The organism is Marinobacter sp., assembly GCF_040904845.1.
Classification (GTDB): domain Bacteria; phylum Pseudomonadota; class Gammaproteobacteria; order Pseudomonadales; family Oleiphilaceae; genus Marinobacter.
The window spans coordinates 1-17273 of sequence record NZ_JBBDSR010000081.1 but is presented as its reverse complement, the minus strand read 5'-3'; the positions used below and the strand labels follow the sequence as shown (position 1 = coordinate 17273).

The window sequence follows — 17273 nt, the reverse complement described above, 5'->3', positions numbered from 1 at the left end:
CGTCATTTGAAGTCAGAAGACAGCCCGCCAGCCCCGGACGCCCCCAAATCTTGAGGGAACAAAAACATGACCGTGCTCCAAAGCAAAGTAAACCCCAGGTCCGATGAATTCCAGGCCAACCAGGAATCCATGGCACAAGCCGTGGCCGACCTGCGGGACAAAGTAGCCACCATCCAGCAAGGCGGCGGCCCCACCTACCAGGAACGCCACCTGGCAAGAGGCAAACTGCTGCCCCGGGAACGCATCAACCAACTGCTCGATGACGGCTCCCCGTTCCTCGAAATCGGCCAACTCGCCGCCTACAACGTCTACGACGAAGACGTCCCCGCCGCCGGCGTCATCGCCGGCGTGGGCCGCGTCTCCGGCACCGAATGCATGATCATCGCCAACGACGCAACGGTCAAAGGCGGCAGCTACTACCCGCTGACGGTGAAAAAACACCTGCGCGCCCAGGAAATCGCCCTGCAGAACCGCCTGCCCTGCATCTATCTTGTAGATTCCGGCGGTGCCAACCTGCCAAGACAGGACGAAGTCTTCCCGGACCGCGACCACTTCGGCCGCATCTTCTTCAACCAGGCCCGCATGTCCGCCGACGACATCCCCCAGATCGCCGTTGTGATGGGCCTGTGCACCGCCGGCGGTGCCTACGTACCCGCCATGGCGGATGAATCCATCATCGTCAAAGAACAGGGCACCATCTTCCTCGCTGGCCCACCGCTGGTAAAAGCCGCCACCGGGGAAGTCGTCAGTGCCGAAGATCTTGGCGGTGCCGACGTACACTGCAAAATCTCCGGCGTAGCCGACCATTACGCAGAAAACGACGCCCACGCCCTGGAAATCGCCCGACGCTGCATCTCCAACCTCAACCGCCGCAAACCGGCGGACGTGGAGATCCGCAAACCCAAAGCGCCGCTTTACAACGCCGAAGAAGTCTACGGCATCGTCGGCACCGATTTGCGCAAACAGTTCGACGTACGCGACGTCATTGCCCGCACCGTCGACGGCTCCGAATTTGACGAATTCAAACGCTATTACGGCCAGACCCTGGTCACCGGCTTTGCCCACATCCACGGCTACCCGGTCGGCATCATCGCCAACAACGGCATCCTGTTCAGCGAGTCCGCCCAGAAAGGCGCGCACTTTATTGAACTCTGCTGCCAGCGCAACATCCCGCTGCTGTTTCTGCAGAACATCACCGGCTTTATGGTGGGTCAGAAACACGAAGCCGAAGGCATTGCCAAGCACGGGGCCAAAATGGTCATGGCCGTGGCCTGCGCCAACGTACCCAAGATCACCGTACTGATCGGCGGCAGCTTTGGTGCCGGCAACTACGGCATGTGCGGCCGCGCCTACAGCCCCGACTTCCTGTGGATGTGGCCCAACGCGCGCATCTCGGTGATGGGCGGTGAGCAGGCCGCCGGCGTGCTGGCGACCGTCAAGCGCGAAGGCATGGAGCGCAAAGGCCAGGACTGGAGCACCGACGAAGAGGCCGATTTCAAGAAGCCCATCGTCGACTCCTACGAGCATCAGGGCCATCCGTATTACGCCAGCGCCCGCCTGTGGGACGACGGCGTGATCGACCCGGCCCAGACCCGCGAAGTGGTTGCACTCAGCCTGTCCGCCACCCTTAACCGCCCGGCCAAGCCAACACGCTTCGGCGTGTTCCGCATGTGACGGAGGAGAACGCCATGACCGAACAGGAAAATGCAGTTCTGCTCAAACGTCGTCCGGATGGCGTCAGCGAAGTGGTGCTGAACCGCCCGGACAAACGCAATGCCTTCGATGACGTCATCATCCAGCAACTGATCAAGGCGCTGGAAGACGTGGACGCAGACGACAACACCCACGTTGTCATCCTGCGCTCCGAAGGCAAACACTTCTCCGCCGGGGCAGACCTCGGCTGGATGCGCCGCATGGCCGACAACAGCCGCCAGGAAAACCTGGACGACTCGCGGGAACTGGCGCGGCTGATGAACGTGCTCAATCACCTGTCCAAGCCAGTCATCGGCCTGGTACAGGGGGCTGCGTTTGGGGGTGCCGTCGGCCTGGCCGCCTGTTGCGACATCGTATTGGCCACCGAGAAAGCCAGCTTCTGCCTGAGCGAAGTCAAACTGGGTCTGATCCCTGCCGTCATCAGCCCTTATGTTGTGCGCGCCATCGGCGAACGTCAGGCCCGCCGCTACTTCATCACCGCCGAGGTGTTCACCGCACGGCAAGCCGAACACTTTGGCCTGGTGCACGAAGTCTGTGACGACGTGGCCGCCATGGAGCGCCGCTGCGACGAGCTGCTATTGCAGCTTGCCTTGAACGGTCCCGAAGCCATGAAAGCCGCCAAAGACCTGGTGTTCGCCGTTAGCCACAAATTTATCGGCAAAGACGTCATCGACGACACCGCACAACGCATCGCGGACATCCGGGTGGGTGCCGAGGGTCAGGAAGGGCTCAGCGCCTTCCTGAACAAGCGCAAGGCCAACTGGATTCCAGAGGAAGACTAATGTTTAGCAAAATCCTGATTGCCAATCGGGGCGAAATCGCCTGCCGGATCATCCAGACCGCCCACCGCATGGGCATTCGCGTGGTCGCCGTCTACTCCGATGCCGACGCCGAAGCACGGCACGTCGCCATGGCCGACGAAGCGTTCAACATCGGCCCGGCCGCCAGCTCCGAGAGCTACCTGAAGGCCGACAAGATCATCGAGGTTGCCAAAGAGAGTGGTGCCCAGGCGGTTCACCCGGGCTACGGCTTCCTCTCCGAAAACACGCAATTCGCCGAAGCCTGCGAAGCCAACGACATTGTCTTCATCGGCCCGCCCTCTTCCGCCATTGCGGCCATGGGTTCCAAGTCCGCCGCCAAGGCGATCATGGAAAAAGCCGGTGTACCCCTGGTGCCGGGCTACCACGGCGACGACCAGTCCCCGGACACCCTGCGCAAAGAAGCCGAGAAATGCGGCTTCCCGCTGCTGCTCAAAGCCGTCGCCGGTGGTGGCGGTAAAGGCATGCGCGTGGTGGAACGCATGGAAGAGTTCGACGACGCCCTGGCCGCCGCCAAGCGGGAATCCAAGAACGCCTTCGGCAACCCGGACATGCTCATCGAACGCTACCTGACCCAGCCACGCCACGTGGAAATCCAGGTGTTCTGCGACAAGAGCGGCAAGGGCGTGTACCTGGCCGAGCGCGACTGCTCCGTGCAGCGCCGTCACCAGAAAGTGCTGGAAGAAGCTCCCGCCCCGGGCCTGAGCGACGACACCCGCAAAGCCATGGGCGAAGCCGCCGTCAAAGCCGCCCAGGCCATCAATTACGTGGGTGCCGGCACCGTAGAATTCCTCTACGACGTGGACGGCTCCTTCTTCTTCATGGAGATGAACACCCGTCTGCAAGTGGAACACCCGGTCACCGAAATGGTCACCGGCCAGGATCTGGTGGAATGGCAGTTGAAAGTCGCCTGGGGCGACCCGCTGCCACTGGAGCAATCCCAGGTGAAAACCCGGGGCCACGCCCTAGAAGCTCGCATCTACGCCGAAGACCCGGACCAGGACTTCCTGCCCGCCACCGGCAACCTGCGTTACCTGAGCACGCCTGATGAGAGCGCGCATGTGCGAGTGGATACCGGCGTTACCGAAGGCGACGACATCAGCATTCACTACGACCCGATGATCGCCAAACTCATCGTATGGGACGAAACCCGCGACCAGGCCATCAACCGCATGGTTCAGGCGCTGGAGCACTACCGCATCGCTGGCGTGAAAACCAACATCCGCTTCCTCCACGCCCTGGCCGACGCCCAGCCGTTCCGCGAAGCAGACCTGACCACCGGCTTTATCGAAGACCACCGCGCCCTGCTGTTCCCGAAATCCCGCCTGGACACCCACAAAGCCCTGGTACTGGCCGCCGGCTTCGTGCTCGAGCAGCGCAAATCCCGGGAAGTCATCAGCACCGACCCCTGGTCGCCGTTTGGTCGCCAGAACAGCTGGCGCATGAACTCCGAATACGCCCAGCCCCTGCAACTGCAGGTGGGTGAGGAAATTCATGAGTTGAAGGTACTGGAGCGTGATGATCGCTATCAGGTATTCGTCGGCGGCAGTGTGTACTGCCTCACAGCCAAGCTGGACGACGACTACCTGCAAGCCGTCATCAACGGCCACCGCATCAGCATCCACGGCAACCTGCACAACGACCAGCTGGTGCTCTTCTACGAAGGCGACACCTTCAACTGCACCATCTACAAGGAAAGCTACGGCTTTGAAGAAATGGCCGGCGAAGGCAGCCTTGCCGCCCCCATGAACGGTGCCATCGTAGCCGTGCAAACCAAAGTCGGCGACATGGTCAAAGCTGGCCAAAGCCTGGTGATCATGGAGGCCATGAAAATGGAACACGCCATCAAAGCCCCGGCCGACGGCGTAGTGACCGACATCTACTTCGCCGAAGGCGACCAGGTGTCCGAAGGTGCCGAGCTGATTGCCATTGAAGTGACCGCAGACGCGGAAGAGGAGGCAGGCTAATGGCCTTTCCCCAAAAAGTGCGACTGGTTGAAATGAGCCCCCGGGACGGCCTGCAAAACGAGCCCGGCCCGGTCATCAAAACCCGCATCAAAACCGGCCTGATCGACCGGCTGGCCGACTGCGGCCTCACCCACATCGAATCCGCCAGCTTTGTGTCGCCGAAATGGGTGCCACAGATGGGCGACGCCACCGAAGTCATGGCCGGCATCAAACGAAAGCCGGGCGTGCGCTACTCCGTACTCACCCCCAACCTCAAGGGCTTCGAAAACGCCCTGGCAGCCGGGGCAGACGAAGTGGCGGTGTTCGGTGCCGCCTCCGAATCCTTCAGCCAGAAAAACATCAACTGCTCCATCGCCGAAAGCCTCGACCGCTTTGCCCCGGTGATGGAAGCCGCCAATAAAGCCGGCATCCCGGTACGCGGCTACGTCTCCACCGTCCTCGGCTGCCCCTACGAAGGCGACATCGCCCCCGAACAAGTTGCCAAAGTCGCCAAAGCCCTCTACGACATGGGCTGCTACGAAATCTCCCTGGGCGACACCATCGGCGTAGGCACCCCGTTGAAAGCCAAACGCATGCTGGAAGCGGTGACGGCCGAAGTGCCTGTCGAGCTCTTAGCAGCGCACTTCCACGACACCTACGGCCAGGCCCTGGCCAACCTCTATGCGGTGTTGGAAGAAGGCGTGGCCGTGATCGACTCATCCGTCGCCGGCCTCGGAGGCTGCCCCTACGCCAAGGGAGCCTCCGGCAACGTCGCCACCGAAGACGTGCTATACCTCCTGAACGGACTGGGCATCGACACCGGCGTCGATCTGAACAAACTGGTCGCCACCGGCGAGTGGATCAGCTACCAGCTCAAACGGAAAAACGGTTCCAAAGTCGGCCAGGCCCTGGGAGGACAGTGCGCATGAACCAGAACAAAAACGTCGTCGCCCTGGACCTCCCCATTCCCGAGATCCGGGACATGCCGGAAGACACCCAGAAGTACTTCCAGATCTGCCAGGAAAAACTCGGCATGATCCCCAATGTACTGACCGCCTACAGCCAGAACCTAAAACAGCTCGAAGGCTTCACCCGCCTCTACAACGAACTCATGTTAGGCGAAGGCGAACTCAGCAAACTCGAGCGGGAAATGGTCGCCGTGGTCGTCTCCTCCGAGAACAAATGCTACTACTGCCTGGTGGCCCACGGTGCCGCCGTGCGAGTACTGAGCGGCGACCCAACCCTGGGTGAACACATGGTGATGAACTACCGCAGCGCCAAACTCGACCAACGCCAGCGGGCCATGCTCGATTTCGCCTCCCTGCTCACCCGCACACCGGCGCAAGTCACCGAAGAACACACCCAGGCCCTGCGGAACGCCGGCCTCAGCGACCGCGCCATCTGGGACCTGAGCAACCTGATTGGCTTCTACAACATGTCCAACCGCGTGGCCATCGCCAGCGACATGCAACCAAACCCCGAATATCACAGCCAGAGCCGCTAGCAGATTCAAACCTGCTCGCCCTCGACGGCAACAACGTTACTAAATACAAAAACAACGGAGGCAGAGATAATGAGCAACACTCTCCCGAGCTACACCAGTGGCACCTCAGAGACGCCACTCCTGGGCATGACCATCGGCGAAATGCTCGACCGCACCGCCGAGAAATACCCCAACATCGAAGCCCTGGTCGCCCTGCACCAGGACATTCGCTGGACCTACAAGGAATTCGTTGAAAAGGTCAACGAAGCCGCCCGCGCCTTCATAGCCATCGGCGTCAAGCGCGGCGACCGCGTGGGCATCTGGTCCCCCAACCGCTACGAGTGGACCGTCACCCAGTTCGCCACCGCCAAAGTGGGTGCCATCCTGGTCAACATCAACCCGGCCTACGGCGTGCACGAACTCGATTACGCCCTGAACCTGTCGGGCCTCTCCGTGCTGGTGAGCGCAGACAGCTTCAAGGCCTCCGACTACCGCAAGATGATCTATGACCTGGCCCCGGAACTGAAAGCCAGCACCCCGGGCAAACTCAAAGCCCAAAAGGTGCCCGAACTGCGCGCAGTCGTGAACCTGGACAAAGACAAGCACGACGGCATGTGGACCTGGGCCGAATTCATCGGCTTCGCCGGCGACGTCAGCCAAGAAGAGCTGAGCAAAGTACAAAGCCAGCTCCAGTTCGACGACCCCATCAACATCCAGTTCACCTCCGGCACCACCGGCAATCCCAAGGGCGCTACCCTCACCCACCACAACATCCTCAACAACGGATACTTTGTGGCGGAAAGCCAGCTACTCACCGAAAAAGACCGCCTGGTGATCCCCGTGCCCCTGTACCACTGCTTCGGCATGGTCATGGGCAATCTGGGCTGCATCACCCACGGCTCCACCATGATCTACCCGGGTGAAGGCTTCGAGCCCAAAGCCGTACTGCAGGCCGTTCACCAGGAAAAAGCCACCGCCCTGTACGGCGTACCCACCATGTTCATCGCCGAACTGGCTGAGGCGGACTTCGAGAGCTACGACCTCTCCAGCCTGCGCACCGGCATCATGGCCGGCTCCATCTGCCCGGCGGAAGTGATGAAAAAGGTCAACGGCAAGATGAACATGAAAGAAGTTCAGATCGCCTACGGCATGACCGAAACCAGCCCGGTCTCCACCCAGACCAGCTCCCTCGACCCATTCGAGAAACAAGTCACCACCGTGGGCCGCACCCAGCCCCACCTGGAAACCAAAATCGTCGACCCCGGCACCGGCAACGTCGTGCCCCGTGGCGAAATCGGCGAACTCTGCACCCGTGGCTACAGCGTGATGCTGAAGTACTGGAACAACGACGAGAAAACCAGTGAGGCCATCGACGACGCCAGCTGGATGCACACCGGCGACCTGGCCACCATGGACGAAGACGGCTACATCCAGATCGTCGGCCGCATCAAAGACATGGTCATCCGCGGTGGCGAGAACATCTACCCGAAAGAAATCGAAGAATTCCTCTACGCCCACCCCGCGATTGAGGAAGTGCAGGTTACCGGCATCCCCGATGACAAATACGGCGAAGAGCTGATTGCCTGGGTGAAACTGAACCCGGATGCGAACCCGGTCACCGGCGACGAGCTGCGGGAATTCTGCAAGGGAAAGATCGCCCACTTCAAGATCCCCAGGAACTACAAGTTCGTGGATGAGTTCCCGATGACGGTGACCGGGAAGATTCAGAAGTTCAAGATGCGGGAGATTTCTATTGAGGAGATGGGGTTGAAGAAGTAGGCCTCTCCACTGCTCTATTCATACCCTTTAGACCCCGGCCTTGTGTCGGGGTTTGTGCTTTGTGAACGCGGCGTATACTCTCCTGCAGTATGTGGAATCGTAAAGCATATTCCGTTATTACTCGATTGCACTATAGAAATTGCAGCGATTGACTTTGCAGGACTCTGATTCGTCAGCTATTTTTTAATTCGCTTACAAACGAAAGGGTGATAATGAAACGGTCAAATTTATGTGGCCGGTTTGGCCGCCAGCTAACTGTTGTTCGGGGATGAACATGCTTCAAGACTTACTTAATTGCGGACTTGTAGACATCGGATCGGAAGACTCCCGGTTCGCAAAGATGGAGTCGGCAGCGGGGAGACTATCAAAGCAGATTGAGGAATCGCCGTCGCTGTTGATTACGGCGGCCCTGATTGCACTAGACGAGAACGTCGGTGAAGACGATCCATTCTTCGAGAGGGTCGAGAGTCTCGTCATAGAAGAATGGAATACGCTTCGTAACACGCACGTCAACCGCCCGCGTGAGCTGCTTCGATCAATCACCGTCTCGGCGTTAGTCACGGCGACCAACGAAAACCCGGAGCGAAGCGCGATAGTCTGGAACACCGCTGCGTCTAGGCTGAGTCACGACCAGACGAGCCTTGGGAAGGCGGCGGACCTACTCACGCAGTGCTTTAAAAAGGTATTCTCAACCGCCGAAATTGAAGCGCTGCGGAGAGCCGGAATGCTCGAGTTGGCACCGACGAAGAGGAGAAGCAGAAAGAGTACGGGGTCTGCCCCGGAAGCTCCAAAGCTAAGCGGGTCCATTAAGACCGAAGAATTAAAGCAGGACGTCGCTCGAGCTGTTGGTCCACAGAACCAAGAGGGTCAGGGTTTAGATGACCCGAACCCTCAGTGGCCAAACCAAGGGCAGCCATGGTCGTACCAGTTCACACCTCGAATGACGGAGGCGCTCGTCAAAGCGGTCAACTTAGGCACCTCTCGACTTGCTAAGTCAATTGCTGCAGAAATTGCGACGCACATAACGGCAATCGAGCAACACTTACAAAAACAATTAGGGCAGGTTGAATCGCTTCAGTCTAAGCTGGCGGAGGCCGAGATAGCTGGCCGCATGCGCCTTGATGTTCTCTGGTGGTCACAGGCGCGCTACTCCTCATCCCAGAATGCCGCATACTCGGCGCTTCCGGCAGCGACCGCCGCCATTTCTGCTGCTGTAGACCTGACCGCGATGGTTCCCGCCCTAGCGCCTACAAGCGTCGCCCACGTATTGGGAGAGACAATGGCGGCCTGCACTCAAAATGAATCCCTAACTTTACTAAACCATCTCGGGAATCTTAGGGAGTCGCGACCAGTTGGGCTCAAAGAGGCTGTTCCAACAGGTGATACTAACGCGGGTCGCGTTCCTCTACTTCAGATAGTAACCGAGGCTTCAAGCGGGGAAAGTATCTCCGAGGACGACCTCAGGTCCAGAGTTGGCGTGGATCCAGAGTTGATGTTGGATGCTTCCGAACTTGCAATGTGGTTGTTCCGTGAACTTCAGGCTCAACGCATTGCGGCGGGCGCGGCATGACGTTCGAGTGTTCCCACGGCAGCTGTTTCCCCGATACGACATGCGCGCTCGGCCACACGAACCGTGCCGAGTGCGAGCACTGGAGCGGGGAGTCGCCGTCGGCGACACAGGAACAGAGGTCGTCACGAAGCGAACCACCCGAATCGACCAGCGACATCCCGTGGAATGGATACGCCTTGGGAACGGGCGATCTTGCCATCCTCGGCGGAAGGGGCCGCCCTGCTGTTGTCGGATTAATAGGTCCACCTGACTCGGGCAAAACCTCACTGCTGGCATACCTCTACATGTGGCTACTCGAGCATGGAACAATTGCTAATTGGACCTTTGCCGGCTCATGGACGTTGGGTGGTTGGGAATCTGTCGTGCATTACAGCCGATGGACGAGCGAACCATCGCCATCATTCCCGCCACATACTTCCAGCTCAGGTCGCCATCCTGGAATTCTCCATCTCGCGTTGCGAAGTCAGGCGACGGGCCGACTTCGCGACGTGTTGCTGACGGATGCTCCTGGCGAATGGTTCAGCCAGTGGTCGCGCACGCCGGACTCCTCCGCCTCAGAGGGAGCGAGGTGGGTTATTGAAAGAGCCGACGCTCTCTTGCTCTTAGTTGACACCGGAGCGCTCTCGGACGGCAAAAAGTTGCCAGCCTCGCGGCGGGCGACGCGAGATCTAATGGAACAAGTCGGTGCCAAAACGTCCTGCCGAACCGCAGTAGTTTGGACCAAGGATGACGTCTCGACGGCGGGTACAGTAACCAAGGCGATTGAGACGGCATCTGGCGAGTTCATGCCTGCTGCGCAGACTATGCGGACCACCGTCAAGGATCCTGCCACAATTGAAGCGTGTTTCGAGTGGGCGGTTGAAGCTGCCATTGCCAAATCCCCGATGCAGATTGAACCGGAACCACGACTTTCCCAGGAGCCATTTCTAGCATTGCGGAGGTCTTATGAAAAACGCTAACGTACTTGTGCTTGGCGGCTCGGGCACCGGGAAGACCCATTACGCCGGCCAGCTCCTTGGGAGGATGCGACACAACCGTAACGGCCGATTGCGGGTCCGGCCCGGTGGGGTCGACGACCTATCAAAGCTCGAAGAGGTCCTTGCCTGCCTGGAGGAGGGACAAGCCGCCGGACACACTCCTGGTGAAACATGGACAGGAATTCGGTGTGAGCTCGAGAGCGATGATGGCACCGCTGTCGTTCTCGAGTGGCCGGAGTACGCTGGAGAACGACTATTTGCAATCGTTGATCACCGAACAATGCCTGATGAGTGGCGCGGACCTGTTCGTAGTGCCTCCGGATGGCTGCTTTTGATACGTCCTTCGTCACTCAAACTCTACGAAGACCTGTTAGTACGGCCAACCAACATCGAACCGCAGCACTCGGACTCACCGACCGCAATTGTCAACGGAGCAGGTTGGGATGACCGCGCTCGATACGTAGAGCTGCTACAAATGTTCCTCTTCGCAGCGGGTCAGTCCACGTATGAGCCCGCCGAAGTGCCCCGTTTGGCGGTCGTATTTTCATGCTGGGACGAGCTTAACGGGGACGTGAGCACTCCGGAGCAGCTGCTAGCTGACCGACTACCGCTTCTTAACGCATTCATCCGGAGCACTTGGCGGGACCAAGCCTGGTCAGTGTGGGGGCTTTCTTCGCTCGGCAGACCACTGCGCAATCAAAAGCCAGATGAAGACTTTCGCACTCAAGGACCAGAAAACTTCGGGTACGTTCTTCGCGCGAACGAAGTGACCCAAGATCAAGATCTAACGTCCTCGGTTGCTTGGCTTCTCGGAGTGTGAATATTGTTGATCGGCATGCATAAGGCTATCTTTGGAAACAAGGACGGGAGTCACCAGCTCCTCGAATCGACCTTGCCGGCGACCTCAGCGTTGGAAGAGCTCCGCTTCTTAGTGGACCGCCCCGCGGGCCACGTCGATTCATCGGTGTCCTGGTCGCCATACTGGGGGTGCCAACCGGTCGGGGAATGGTGGGCTATCTGGCGAGGGGAGGAAGACCTGGCGGCACCTAGGAAAAACATGGTTCGTGCACATGTGGCATTGATTCCGCTGACGGAATGCGGGAATCTCTCCGATCTCACTTCTGTCCTGGGTGCCATTGGGCATAACGAAGAATCCGCCGGCGGGGAGTTCGCGGGGACGGTTGTTGAGCGGTTAGCGACAACCGAGAGGCCCGTTGCTATCCCGGACCTTTCCATTGCTCCGGGCCTTCTTTCTACCCTTTGGCCGCGGCTTTGGGCAGCCGCGCGCCGCGAGCTTTCCCTCAGAACAGTGTTCGCCGCGGAGTCACTAAACATCGAGACACCGCCGAAGATCGCGCTGTTCCCTTCAACGCTGATAGCACGATGGCGCGGCAATGATGTGACAAGCATACCCGAGTCGTGCTCGAGCCCCGCGGGCAGGTGGTTCGCCGGCGAAGCATCACCGCACCTGCGGCGGTTGCTCGAGGAGAACGCCGAACGCCTTCCTAGCGATTTCTCGGTCCTCCTGCGATTGAACCGCCTTGTAGAGAAACTTGATGGTCTGCACTCGGGAGGCGGATCACTTGCTGATGCGCTGCTTGTCGTTCGAACTCAAGAGGCGTTCCCAGGGGGACTTTCCCTGCCATCTGAGGATGCAAAAGTAGTAGGCACGGGGCTTTTAAAGCTGGCGGACGGCCATGCGAGTGAGATCCGTGCAGCATCGTTGACGCGACTTGAACTGCTTCCAAACCGGAACGCCGTGAAAAAAGCTGTGGCACAGTGGGTCGAGGCCCGAATCGCACATTCAGACGATAAAGACGCCCTCTGGATTCTCCAGCATCATCTCAGCGCATCTCACTCCGAATGGTGGCAAAAAGGGATCAGCGAAGGACTCGCCTCTGCTGTCATCCAAGCCTCAAAAGCATTGGCTTCGGCAGTATGGCGGTGGTTGGAGCTCCGGCCGCAAGCGATCCAGTGGCTACTGCCGTATTTCGATGGCTCGGGTCCGACCGAGCTTTGGCTCGCGTCCGATGCCCCCGACGTACCGGAGGGTCTATTGCTGGAGGAGGTAAAACAAGTTTGCTCCGCAATGAACTGGCCCACTTTGCTAGCAACTATATTCCGTGGCAGGCGCCCCCTATCAGATGTCGTAAGCATCGTCAGAGCCACCACCGCAACCCCCGAGGTCGGTCTCGAGACAATGCTATTGCATCGTGGCGCTTCCGAGGTGGTGACCGCCGCAGTGAGAACGGGTTGGCCACCGCTAATTGATCGAGCCGCTGCAGTTACGCGCATGCAACCACAGCTCTTCGGGAGTTTGGATGATCAGCGAGCCACATTCGAGTTGCTACATAGGCACCTTTCTCTGGGAGGAATCTTTCCCGAGGAGTTGATCACCACAAAATTTCTCTCCCGTGTGTTCGACGGCGTTCTAGCTGGTGATATTACCGCAGCGATGATAGCCAGAAACCTTCCTTCAAGGGCAGGCGGAATCGCCCTTGACCAGGACAATGCTGCAGCGCTGCTAGATCAGACGAACGCAAACGTTCTGGCCGGTGCAGTCGAAACTTGGTGGGCACGTTTCACAGCCGACGAACAAGCCGAACCACCGCCGGAGCCTATTCGTGGCCTCGTCGTTGACTCTGTGCGCCAAAGCACGAAAGGGGCATCGATTGTCTTAGCATTACGCCTTCTGGAGCTGCTCCCCTCGATTGATGAGCCTCTGTTTATTGAGTGGGTAAGGCACACTAGCTTTTTCTGGGAGAACGGTGACCACCAGCGAATGGCACAGGTTTTGGAAGCGAGACAGTGGAAGTCGGCGGCGACTTCGTTTCGGCGATCTTGGAACCAGGAACTCAAGCTTGTAGCCTGGTACGCGAACTCCCTTTTGTCTTGGTCAGACCGCTTCTGGTGGCCGCCGTCAGGTGCCGAGTTAGGCTATTTGGCAAGACTGCCAGCAACTCACAACAAGAGTACTGCTATGCGAATTACATTCTTGGCCGCCAACCCGCTCAGTTCGGATCGACTAGCACTTGACGAGGAAGCACGTTCCATTGAGGAAAAGGTTCGTGATGCCAAACATCGTGACCTCGTCACTTTTCGCACGCGATGGGCCGTTCGTCCGGAAGACCTACAGCAGGCATTGCTGGAGGACGAGCCCGTAGTGGTTCACTTCTCCGGTCACGGAGGCGGCTCAATAGGTATTGTCCTGCATGCTCAGGACCAGGGAGCTGAACGCCTCGTCGCTGAAGACGCGCTCGTTGATCTTTTTCGGGTTCTGAAAGGCGATATACGGGTCGTCGTGCTAAACGCGTGCTACTCGGAAGTCCAGGCGCAAGCGATTGTTCAAGAGATAGATTTCGTTGTGGGAATGTCAGACTCCGTAGCCGATGACGCGGCAAGGATGTTCGCTGCCGCTTTCTACCGAGGACTGGCGTTTGGCCGATCAGTGCAGCAAGCATTCGACCTCGGCATCAACGAGCTCCGTTTGGTGGGACTCAGTGAGGAGGATCATATCCCGAAGCTTCTTGTCCGTCCTAACGTAGACGCCAGCTCGACAACATTGGTCGGCACGGCTTCGCCTTAGAGTCGCCAATTTGCACAGGCAGCTATGGCGAGCTTCGGTCCCTAGACTCATGGGAGATTAACCACAAGGAAAACCGGAGCAGATATTTTTCCCTTTACATTTTATAAGACGACAACAAATTTCGCCCTCTACAATTTCCTTGTCGTATCAGCGATTTCATTATTGGTAGCACTGGCGCGATTGAAACACCTCAAGCCTCTGCTAAAAGCAAAGAATGTAAATGCCCGGGTTAAACGCAACGAGCTTTCACTCAGGCAGCTCAATCAGCTTGACATCAGAATCGAGGGCAAATGGGCGCTTCACTGGATACCCCCGCCCCCCTTCATGGACGATAAACATTTCATAGAAGGGGCTGAAATCGAGGTTTAGGTTACCAATCAGCTTCCCGGCGTGGTTTTAACGGAGAAGCCCAATTACTCAACCTTGCTCAACAGGTCGCTCAAGCTGGCTTTGATAATTGCATTCGGTCTGTCATTACCGATTCTGGGCATCCTACGTTCGTACTGGAATTCGTTATAACAACCGAGACAGCATCACGCATAGCCAAGATCGTGATAAAAAAGCTATTCACTGAAAAGCCGTATGGAGCATACTTTGCTTGGAGCCAAGCCTTTATGACACCCACCCAGAAGATCATCCTCAAGAACTGGATCTACACCGGAATCTTCTTGCTGGTAGCGACATCAACTTTCCTGTTGCCCCAGGAACACCGGTTATCTGCTGGCATTGCAACTGGGGTGCTGCTCGCACTCATGCCTATTCTTAATCCCGGGCTTCGGAATTGGAAAGGCTATGGCCCAAGAGGCGTTCGGCTTGGTGAGTATCTTCAGGCGCATGGCCTTCTGCAGCTGTGGCTCGTGATTGTCTGCACGTTTGTTTTACCCGTGCTCATTTACCAGATATACAGCTCGGGCGGCGATGCCTGGGGACTGTATGCGCTGTGTTTCGCGCTTCTGATCTGCCCGCCGATCATCACTTCCGAGGTTGAGAGATATCGGCACGCTGGCCTTCCAGATTGAGCCATCGGTTAACCAAAGCCAAGTATCCAGTAAAACCGCATTACAAACTAATCCCCACACCCAACCCGAATTCTCTCACAATACTGCCGCCCACCGTTGCGATCCAAATACGCCCGAGCCGAGTGGTAATGAAAACTCATCCTGTCCGCCCCACCGACTCGCGCATCATCAATCAGCCGTTCATCCGCATCCTCGTAGCCAGGCTCGCCGGGAACCTTTAACCAGCTATCAAACCACGCGACGGTATAGTGGGTGATGGAAGGCCTGCCCCATCCCCCCGAGCAGGCGTTCCGGGACACATCCGGGCACCAGGAGGTGGCGGGGAATTGCGGCAACAAGGAGAAATCAAAGTGTGTCGTTCCCTGAAAGCCGAGTGTGTAAACCGGAACGTCGGCGGCTTTCCAGGCCTCGAACGCGACCTTGGTGCCAGTTGGGTCTGGTGGCACCAGGTAGGGAGCCGGCACGAACCCGTAGTCTGCAAAGAACGACATGGCCGGTACCCTGGGCGCGAATTCCGGGAGCACGCCCTGGGTGATAGCCAGTAGCATGACATCGTAAAGCGGTACTCGGCAAAGACAGGCATCAGGCCTTACCACGCCCCAGCCAATATCCAGGCTTTCGAGAGTGATGGGCAACGGCGATTACGATCATTTCTTCCGGCAACTCAATCGCAACTATATCGAAATGGAAGCGTTCCAGGATAAGGCGTTTTGCACCGGTGTCGCCAGCTTCTTCGGGGAGAGGTGATAAGGGGATGAAGTTTTCTTCAATAACGTCGATGGCGGCATCACCGGCAGCGAAAAACTCAGCTCCGAGTCCAGCCTGCTCATATTCGTACCATGCTGCGGCCTCTATCGCTTCCTGCGAGGCTTCTTCCAGTATCCTTACCGTTCGCACTGTTACTGGCCTAACCTCGCTCGCATCTTTGATCGGAATTCTTCACGGCTGAGCAGCGTGGCTTTTCCGCTTTTGACCTTGGAGACACGGTGAACGATTTCATCGTTCCAGGCTTCCTCGACAGAGTCGTCACGGGGGCCGTCCAGGCTCATTATGAGCTCGCGAGCCAGCACTGCACGTTCCGGCTCGGAGAGTGTCGAAATCTGGGAGCGTAGGTGATCAAGCGTTTCCGTAGTCATGGTGCCTCCACGAGTAGCAATGAAATTATGCTATCCCGATTCGAAGGCCCTAACAAGTGGACTTCCGAATCCTCTCACACTGCTGCTCCCGACCATTGCGATCCGGATACGCCCGAGCCGAGTGTGTAAACCAGAACATCGGCGGCTTTCCAGGCGACCACGGCGTACCCGGCCCTGACCAGCGCCTGTGTCGCCCAGCTGTAAGCGGTTTGCGGCTGCCCTTTCGGGCTCGCCCGCTTTACCCCACTGGCTGGCACCCGCGGACTGCCATAGCGAGATCCGTGGTCGCTTTGATCTGATCGTAATACCTGGCCGCTGTTTCAACGCCCATGTTGGCGTAGTTACCAGCGGCAGGGCTGATCAACTGGCTCAAATCAGCCCAGGCCTCAGCAGACTGGCGATCCTGCTGATAGGCCGTAAAAGCCTGACTGATTTCGTTGCAGGTGATGCCACCGCCATTAGTGGCGGCTGACGATACGTGGGACGAGGTCTGGCAGCCGGCCAATGTCGCCGCTGCCAGAAAAAGCATCAGGTTGTTCAGTTTCACTAATCGGGTCTCCCGAGATTTAACAGTTATCGTTGCGCCAGTATGCCCATCGGGAGCCGATTGGCAATGCCAACTGTGTAAGATCTGTGGATGGCTTGCTTTAAGGGGACAGGCTGTTCGTACCTGCCTTTACGGCAGGTACAGCTCCCCATGATGCGCTTCACCCACATAAAACGCCGGCGTGGTCCCAGGAAAGGCCCAGAAAGGCGTCATTTCCGAGGAAGGAAACATGTTCGGGAAGCGTGAATCCCTTTGCGAAGGACCAGCAATGGTCTTTTCCTGCACCATGGAGATGTATTGGTCGATGGAGTTTTCCAGGGTGTTGCCGTTGATGATGACTTCCGCGCCCAGCGCTTTGGCGTACTCAGCCACGCCGCTGGCGCTGGACAGGTGCGGCGCGTAGGCGTCCACGCTCACTCCGTTTTCACTGGTCACCCAGAGCCCCTCGTCGGTATGGACAACGATGGAGTGGTTGCCTTCGGTATGGCCGGGGGTGTGCACCAGCGCTACGCCCTCGCCCAGCATGATGGAACCGTCAAACTGGACCACTTTGCTGTCGGCAATGCCGGCGATGCCGTTGGGGCAATACCAGTCCGCCTGGTAGGGATTCAGATCCTGGGTGGATGCCCATTCCCGCCAGTGCACCAGCAGCTTGGCGTTGGGGAAGATGGCGGGCTCCCTTTCCGTGCCAAACCAACG

16 protein-coding genes are annotated in these 17273 nt (G+C 58.3%); 11 read left to right on the top strand and 5 right to left on the bottom strand.

The window, feature by feature from the left end; genetic code table 11:
• The first annotated feature begins 66 nt into the window (after positions 1–66).
• From WD429_RS10860 to WD429_RS10810, 11 genes are all read left to right on the top strand, one after another.
• Entirely contained in the window at positions 67–1674 is a 1608-nt protein-coding gene (locus tag WD429_RS10860) for a carboxyl transferase domain-containing protein (protein WP_368422194.1), read from the top strand.
• A gap of 14 nt (positions 1675–1688) precedes the next feature.
• Positions 1689–2495, top strand: coding sequence for an enoyl-CoA hydratase-related protein (locus WD429_RS10855; protein WP_368422193.1), 807 nt, complete (start codon positions 1689–1691; stop codon positions 2493–2495).
• Complete coding sequence (locus tag WD429_RS10850; protein ID WP_368422192.1) at positions 2495–4498, top strand: acetyl-CoA carboxylase biotin carboxylase subunit; 2004 nt, start codon at positions 2495–2497, stop codon at positions 4496–4498. The genes WD429_RS10855 and WD429_RS10850 overlap by 1 nt, the downstream gene beginning before the upstream one ends.
• Positions 4498–5406 carry a hydroxymethylglutaryl-CoA lyase gene (locus WD429_RS10845; RefSeq protein ID WP_368422191.1) on the top strand — a complete coding sequence of 303 codons (909 nt, stop codon included), beginning with the start codon at positions 4498–4500 and terminating at the stop codon, positions 5404–5406. The genes WD429_RS10850 and WD429_RS10845 overlap by 1 nt, the downstream gene beginning before the upstream one ends.
• A complete protein-coding gene (locus tag WD429_RS10840; RefSeq protein WP_368422190.1) occupies positions 5403–5981 on the top strand; it encodes a peroxidase-related enzyme in 579 nt (192 codons plus the stop codon). The genes WD429_RS10845 and WD429_RS10840 overlap by 4 nt, the downstream gene beginning before the upstream one ends.
• 69 nt (positions 5982–6050) lie before the next feature.
• Positions 6051–7739 carry an AMP-binding protein gene (locus WD429_RS10835; protein WP_368422189.1) on the top strand — a complete coding sequence of 563 codons (1689 nt, stop codon included), beginning with the start codon at positions 6051–6053 and terminating at the stop codon, positions 7737–7739.
• A 274-nt stretch (positions 7740–8013) separates the two neighbouring features.
• Positions 8014–9309 carry a GTPase-associated system all-helical protein GASH gene (locus WD429_RS10830; protein ID WP_368422188.1) on the top strand — a complete coding sequence of 432 codons (1296 nt, stop codon included), beginning with the start codon at positions 8014–8016 and terminating at the stop codon, positions 9307–9309.
• Positions 9306–10268: a hypothetical protein gene (locus tag WD429_RS10825; protein ID WP_368422187.1), complete on the top strand. Its 963-nt coding sequence runs from the start codon at positions 9306–9308 to the stop codon at positions 10266–10268. Before WD429_RS10830 ends, WD429_RS10825 begins: the two co-directional genes overlap by 4 nt.
• The gene (locus tag WD429_RS10820) at positions 10255–11106 is read left to right on the top strand and encodes a hypothetical protein (protein ID WP_368422186.1); all 852 of its coding nucleotides are present in this window, start codon (positions 10255–10257) and stop codon (positions 11104–11106) included. Before WD429_RS10825 ends, WD429_RS10820 begins: the two co-directional genes overlap by 14 nt.
• A gap of 15 nt (positions 11107–11121) precedes the next feature.
• The gene (locus tag WD429_RS10815; RefSeq protein WP_368422252.1) at positions 11122–13872 is read left to right on the top strand and encodes a CHAT domain-containing protein; all 2751 of its coding nucleotides are present in this window, start codon (positions 11122–11124) and stop codon (positions 13870–13872) included.
• Positions 13873–14486: 614 nt separating this feature from the next.
• A complete protein-coding gene (locus WD429_RS10810) occupies positions 14487–14891 on the top strand; it encodes a hypothetical protein (protein WP_368422185.1) in 405 nt (134 codons plus the stop codon).
• 47 nt (positions 14892–14938) lie between these two features.
• Here the strand turns inward: WD429_RS10810 and WD429_RS10805 are convergent, their stop codons facing one another.
• The 5 genes from WD429_RS10805 to WD429_RS10785 form a co-directional block, all read right to left on the bottom strand.
• On the bottom strand, positions 14939–15526 hold the full coding sequence (locus tag WD429_RS10805) for a hypothetical protein (RefSeq protein WP_368422184.1): 588 nt from the start codon (positions 15524–15526) through the stop codon (positions 14939–14941).
• Complete coding sequence (locus tag WD429_RS10800) at positions 15474–15788, bottom strand: hypothetical protein (RefSeq protein WP_368422183.1); 315 nt, start codon at positions 15786–15788, stop codon at positions 15474–15476. The genes WD429_RS10805 and WD429_RS10800 overlap by 53 nt, the downstream gene beginning before the upstream one ends.
• A 2-nt stretch (positions 15789–15790) precedes the next feature.
• Entirely contained in the window at positions 15791–16027 is a 237-nt protein-coding gene (locus WD429_RS10795; RefSeq protein ID WP_368422182.1) for an addiction module protein, read from the bottom strand.
• A gap of 238 nt (positions 16028–16265) precedes the next feature.
• Positions 16266–16574, bottom strand: coding sequence for a hypothetical protein (locus WD429_RS10790; RefSeq protein WP_368422181.1), 309 nt, complete (start codon positions 16572–16574; stop codon positions 16266–16268).
• 129 nt (positions 16575–16703) lie between these two features.
• Positions 16704–17273 (bottom strand): hypothetical protein (locus tag WD429_RS10785; RefSeq protein WP_368422180.1); only part of this gene is annotated, 570 nt, incomplete at its 5' end.

What these genes read in the sequence shown, in the direction of transcription:
- WD429_RS10810 (WP_368422185.1), top strand. Translation starts at nt 14,487, where the DNA reads ATGACACCCACCCAGAAGATCATCCTCAAGAACTGGATCTACACCGGA.
- WD429_RS10820 (WP_368422186.1), top strand. Translation starts at nt 10,255, where the DNA reads ATGAAAAACGCTAACGTACTTGTGCTTGGCGGCTCGGGCACCGGGAAG.
- WD429_RS10815 (WP_368422252.1), top strand. Translation starts at nt 11,122, where the DNA reads ATGCATAAGGCTATCTTTGGAAACAAGGACGGGAGTCACCAGCTCCTC.
- WD429_RS10840 (WP_368422190.1), top strand. Translation starts at nt 5,403, where the DNA reads ATGAACCAGAACAAAAACGTCGTCGCCCTGGACCTCCCCATTCCCGAG.
- WD429_RS10795 (WP_368422182.1), bottom strand. Translation starts at nt 16,027, where the DNA reads ATGACTACGGAAACGCTTGATCACCTACGCTCCCAGATTTCGACACTC.
- WD429_RS10835 (WP_368422189.1), top strand. Translation starts at nt 6,051, where the DNA reads ATGAGCAACACTCTCCCGAGCTACACCAGTGGCACCTCAGAGACGCCA.
- WD429_RS10850 (WP_368422192.1), top strand. Translation starts at nt 2,495, where the DNA reads ATGTTTAGCAAAATCCTGATTGCCAATCGGGGCGAAATCGCCTGCCGG.
- WD429_RS10825 (WP_368422187.1), top strand. Translation starts at nt 9,306, where the DNA reads ATGACGTTCGAGTGTTCCCACGGCAGCTGTTTCCCCGATACGACATGC.
- WD429_RS10855 (WP_368422193.1), top strand. Translation starts at nt 1,689, where the DNA reads ATGACCGAACAGGAAAATGCAGTTCTGCTCAAACGTCGTCCGGATGGC.
- WD429_RS10845 (WP_368422191.1), top strand. Translation starts at nt 4,498, where the DNA reads ATGGCCTTTCCCCAAAAAGTGCGACTGGTTGAAATGAGCCCCCGGGAC.
- WD429_RS10860 (WP_368422194.1), top strand. Translation starts at nt 67, where the DNA reads ATGACCGTGCTCCAAAGCAAAGTAAACCCCAGGTCCGATGAATTCCAG.
- WD429_RS10830 (WP_368422188.1), top strand. Translation starts at nt 8,014, where the DNA reads ATGCTTCAAGACTTACTTAATTGCGGACTTGTAGACATCGGATCGGAA.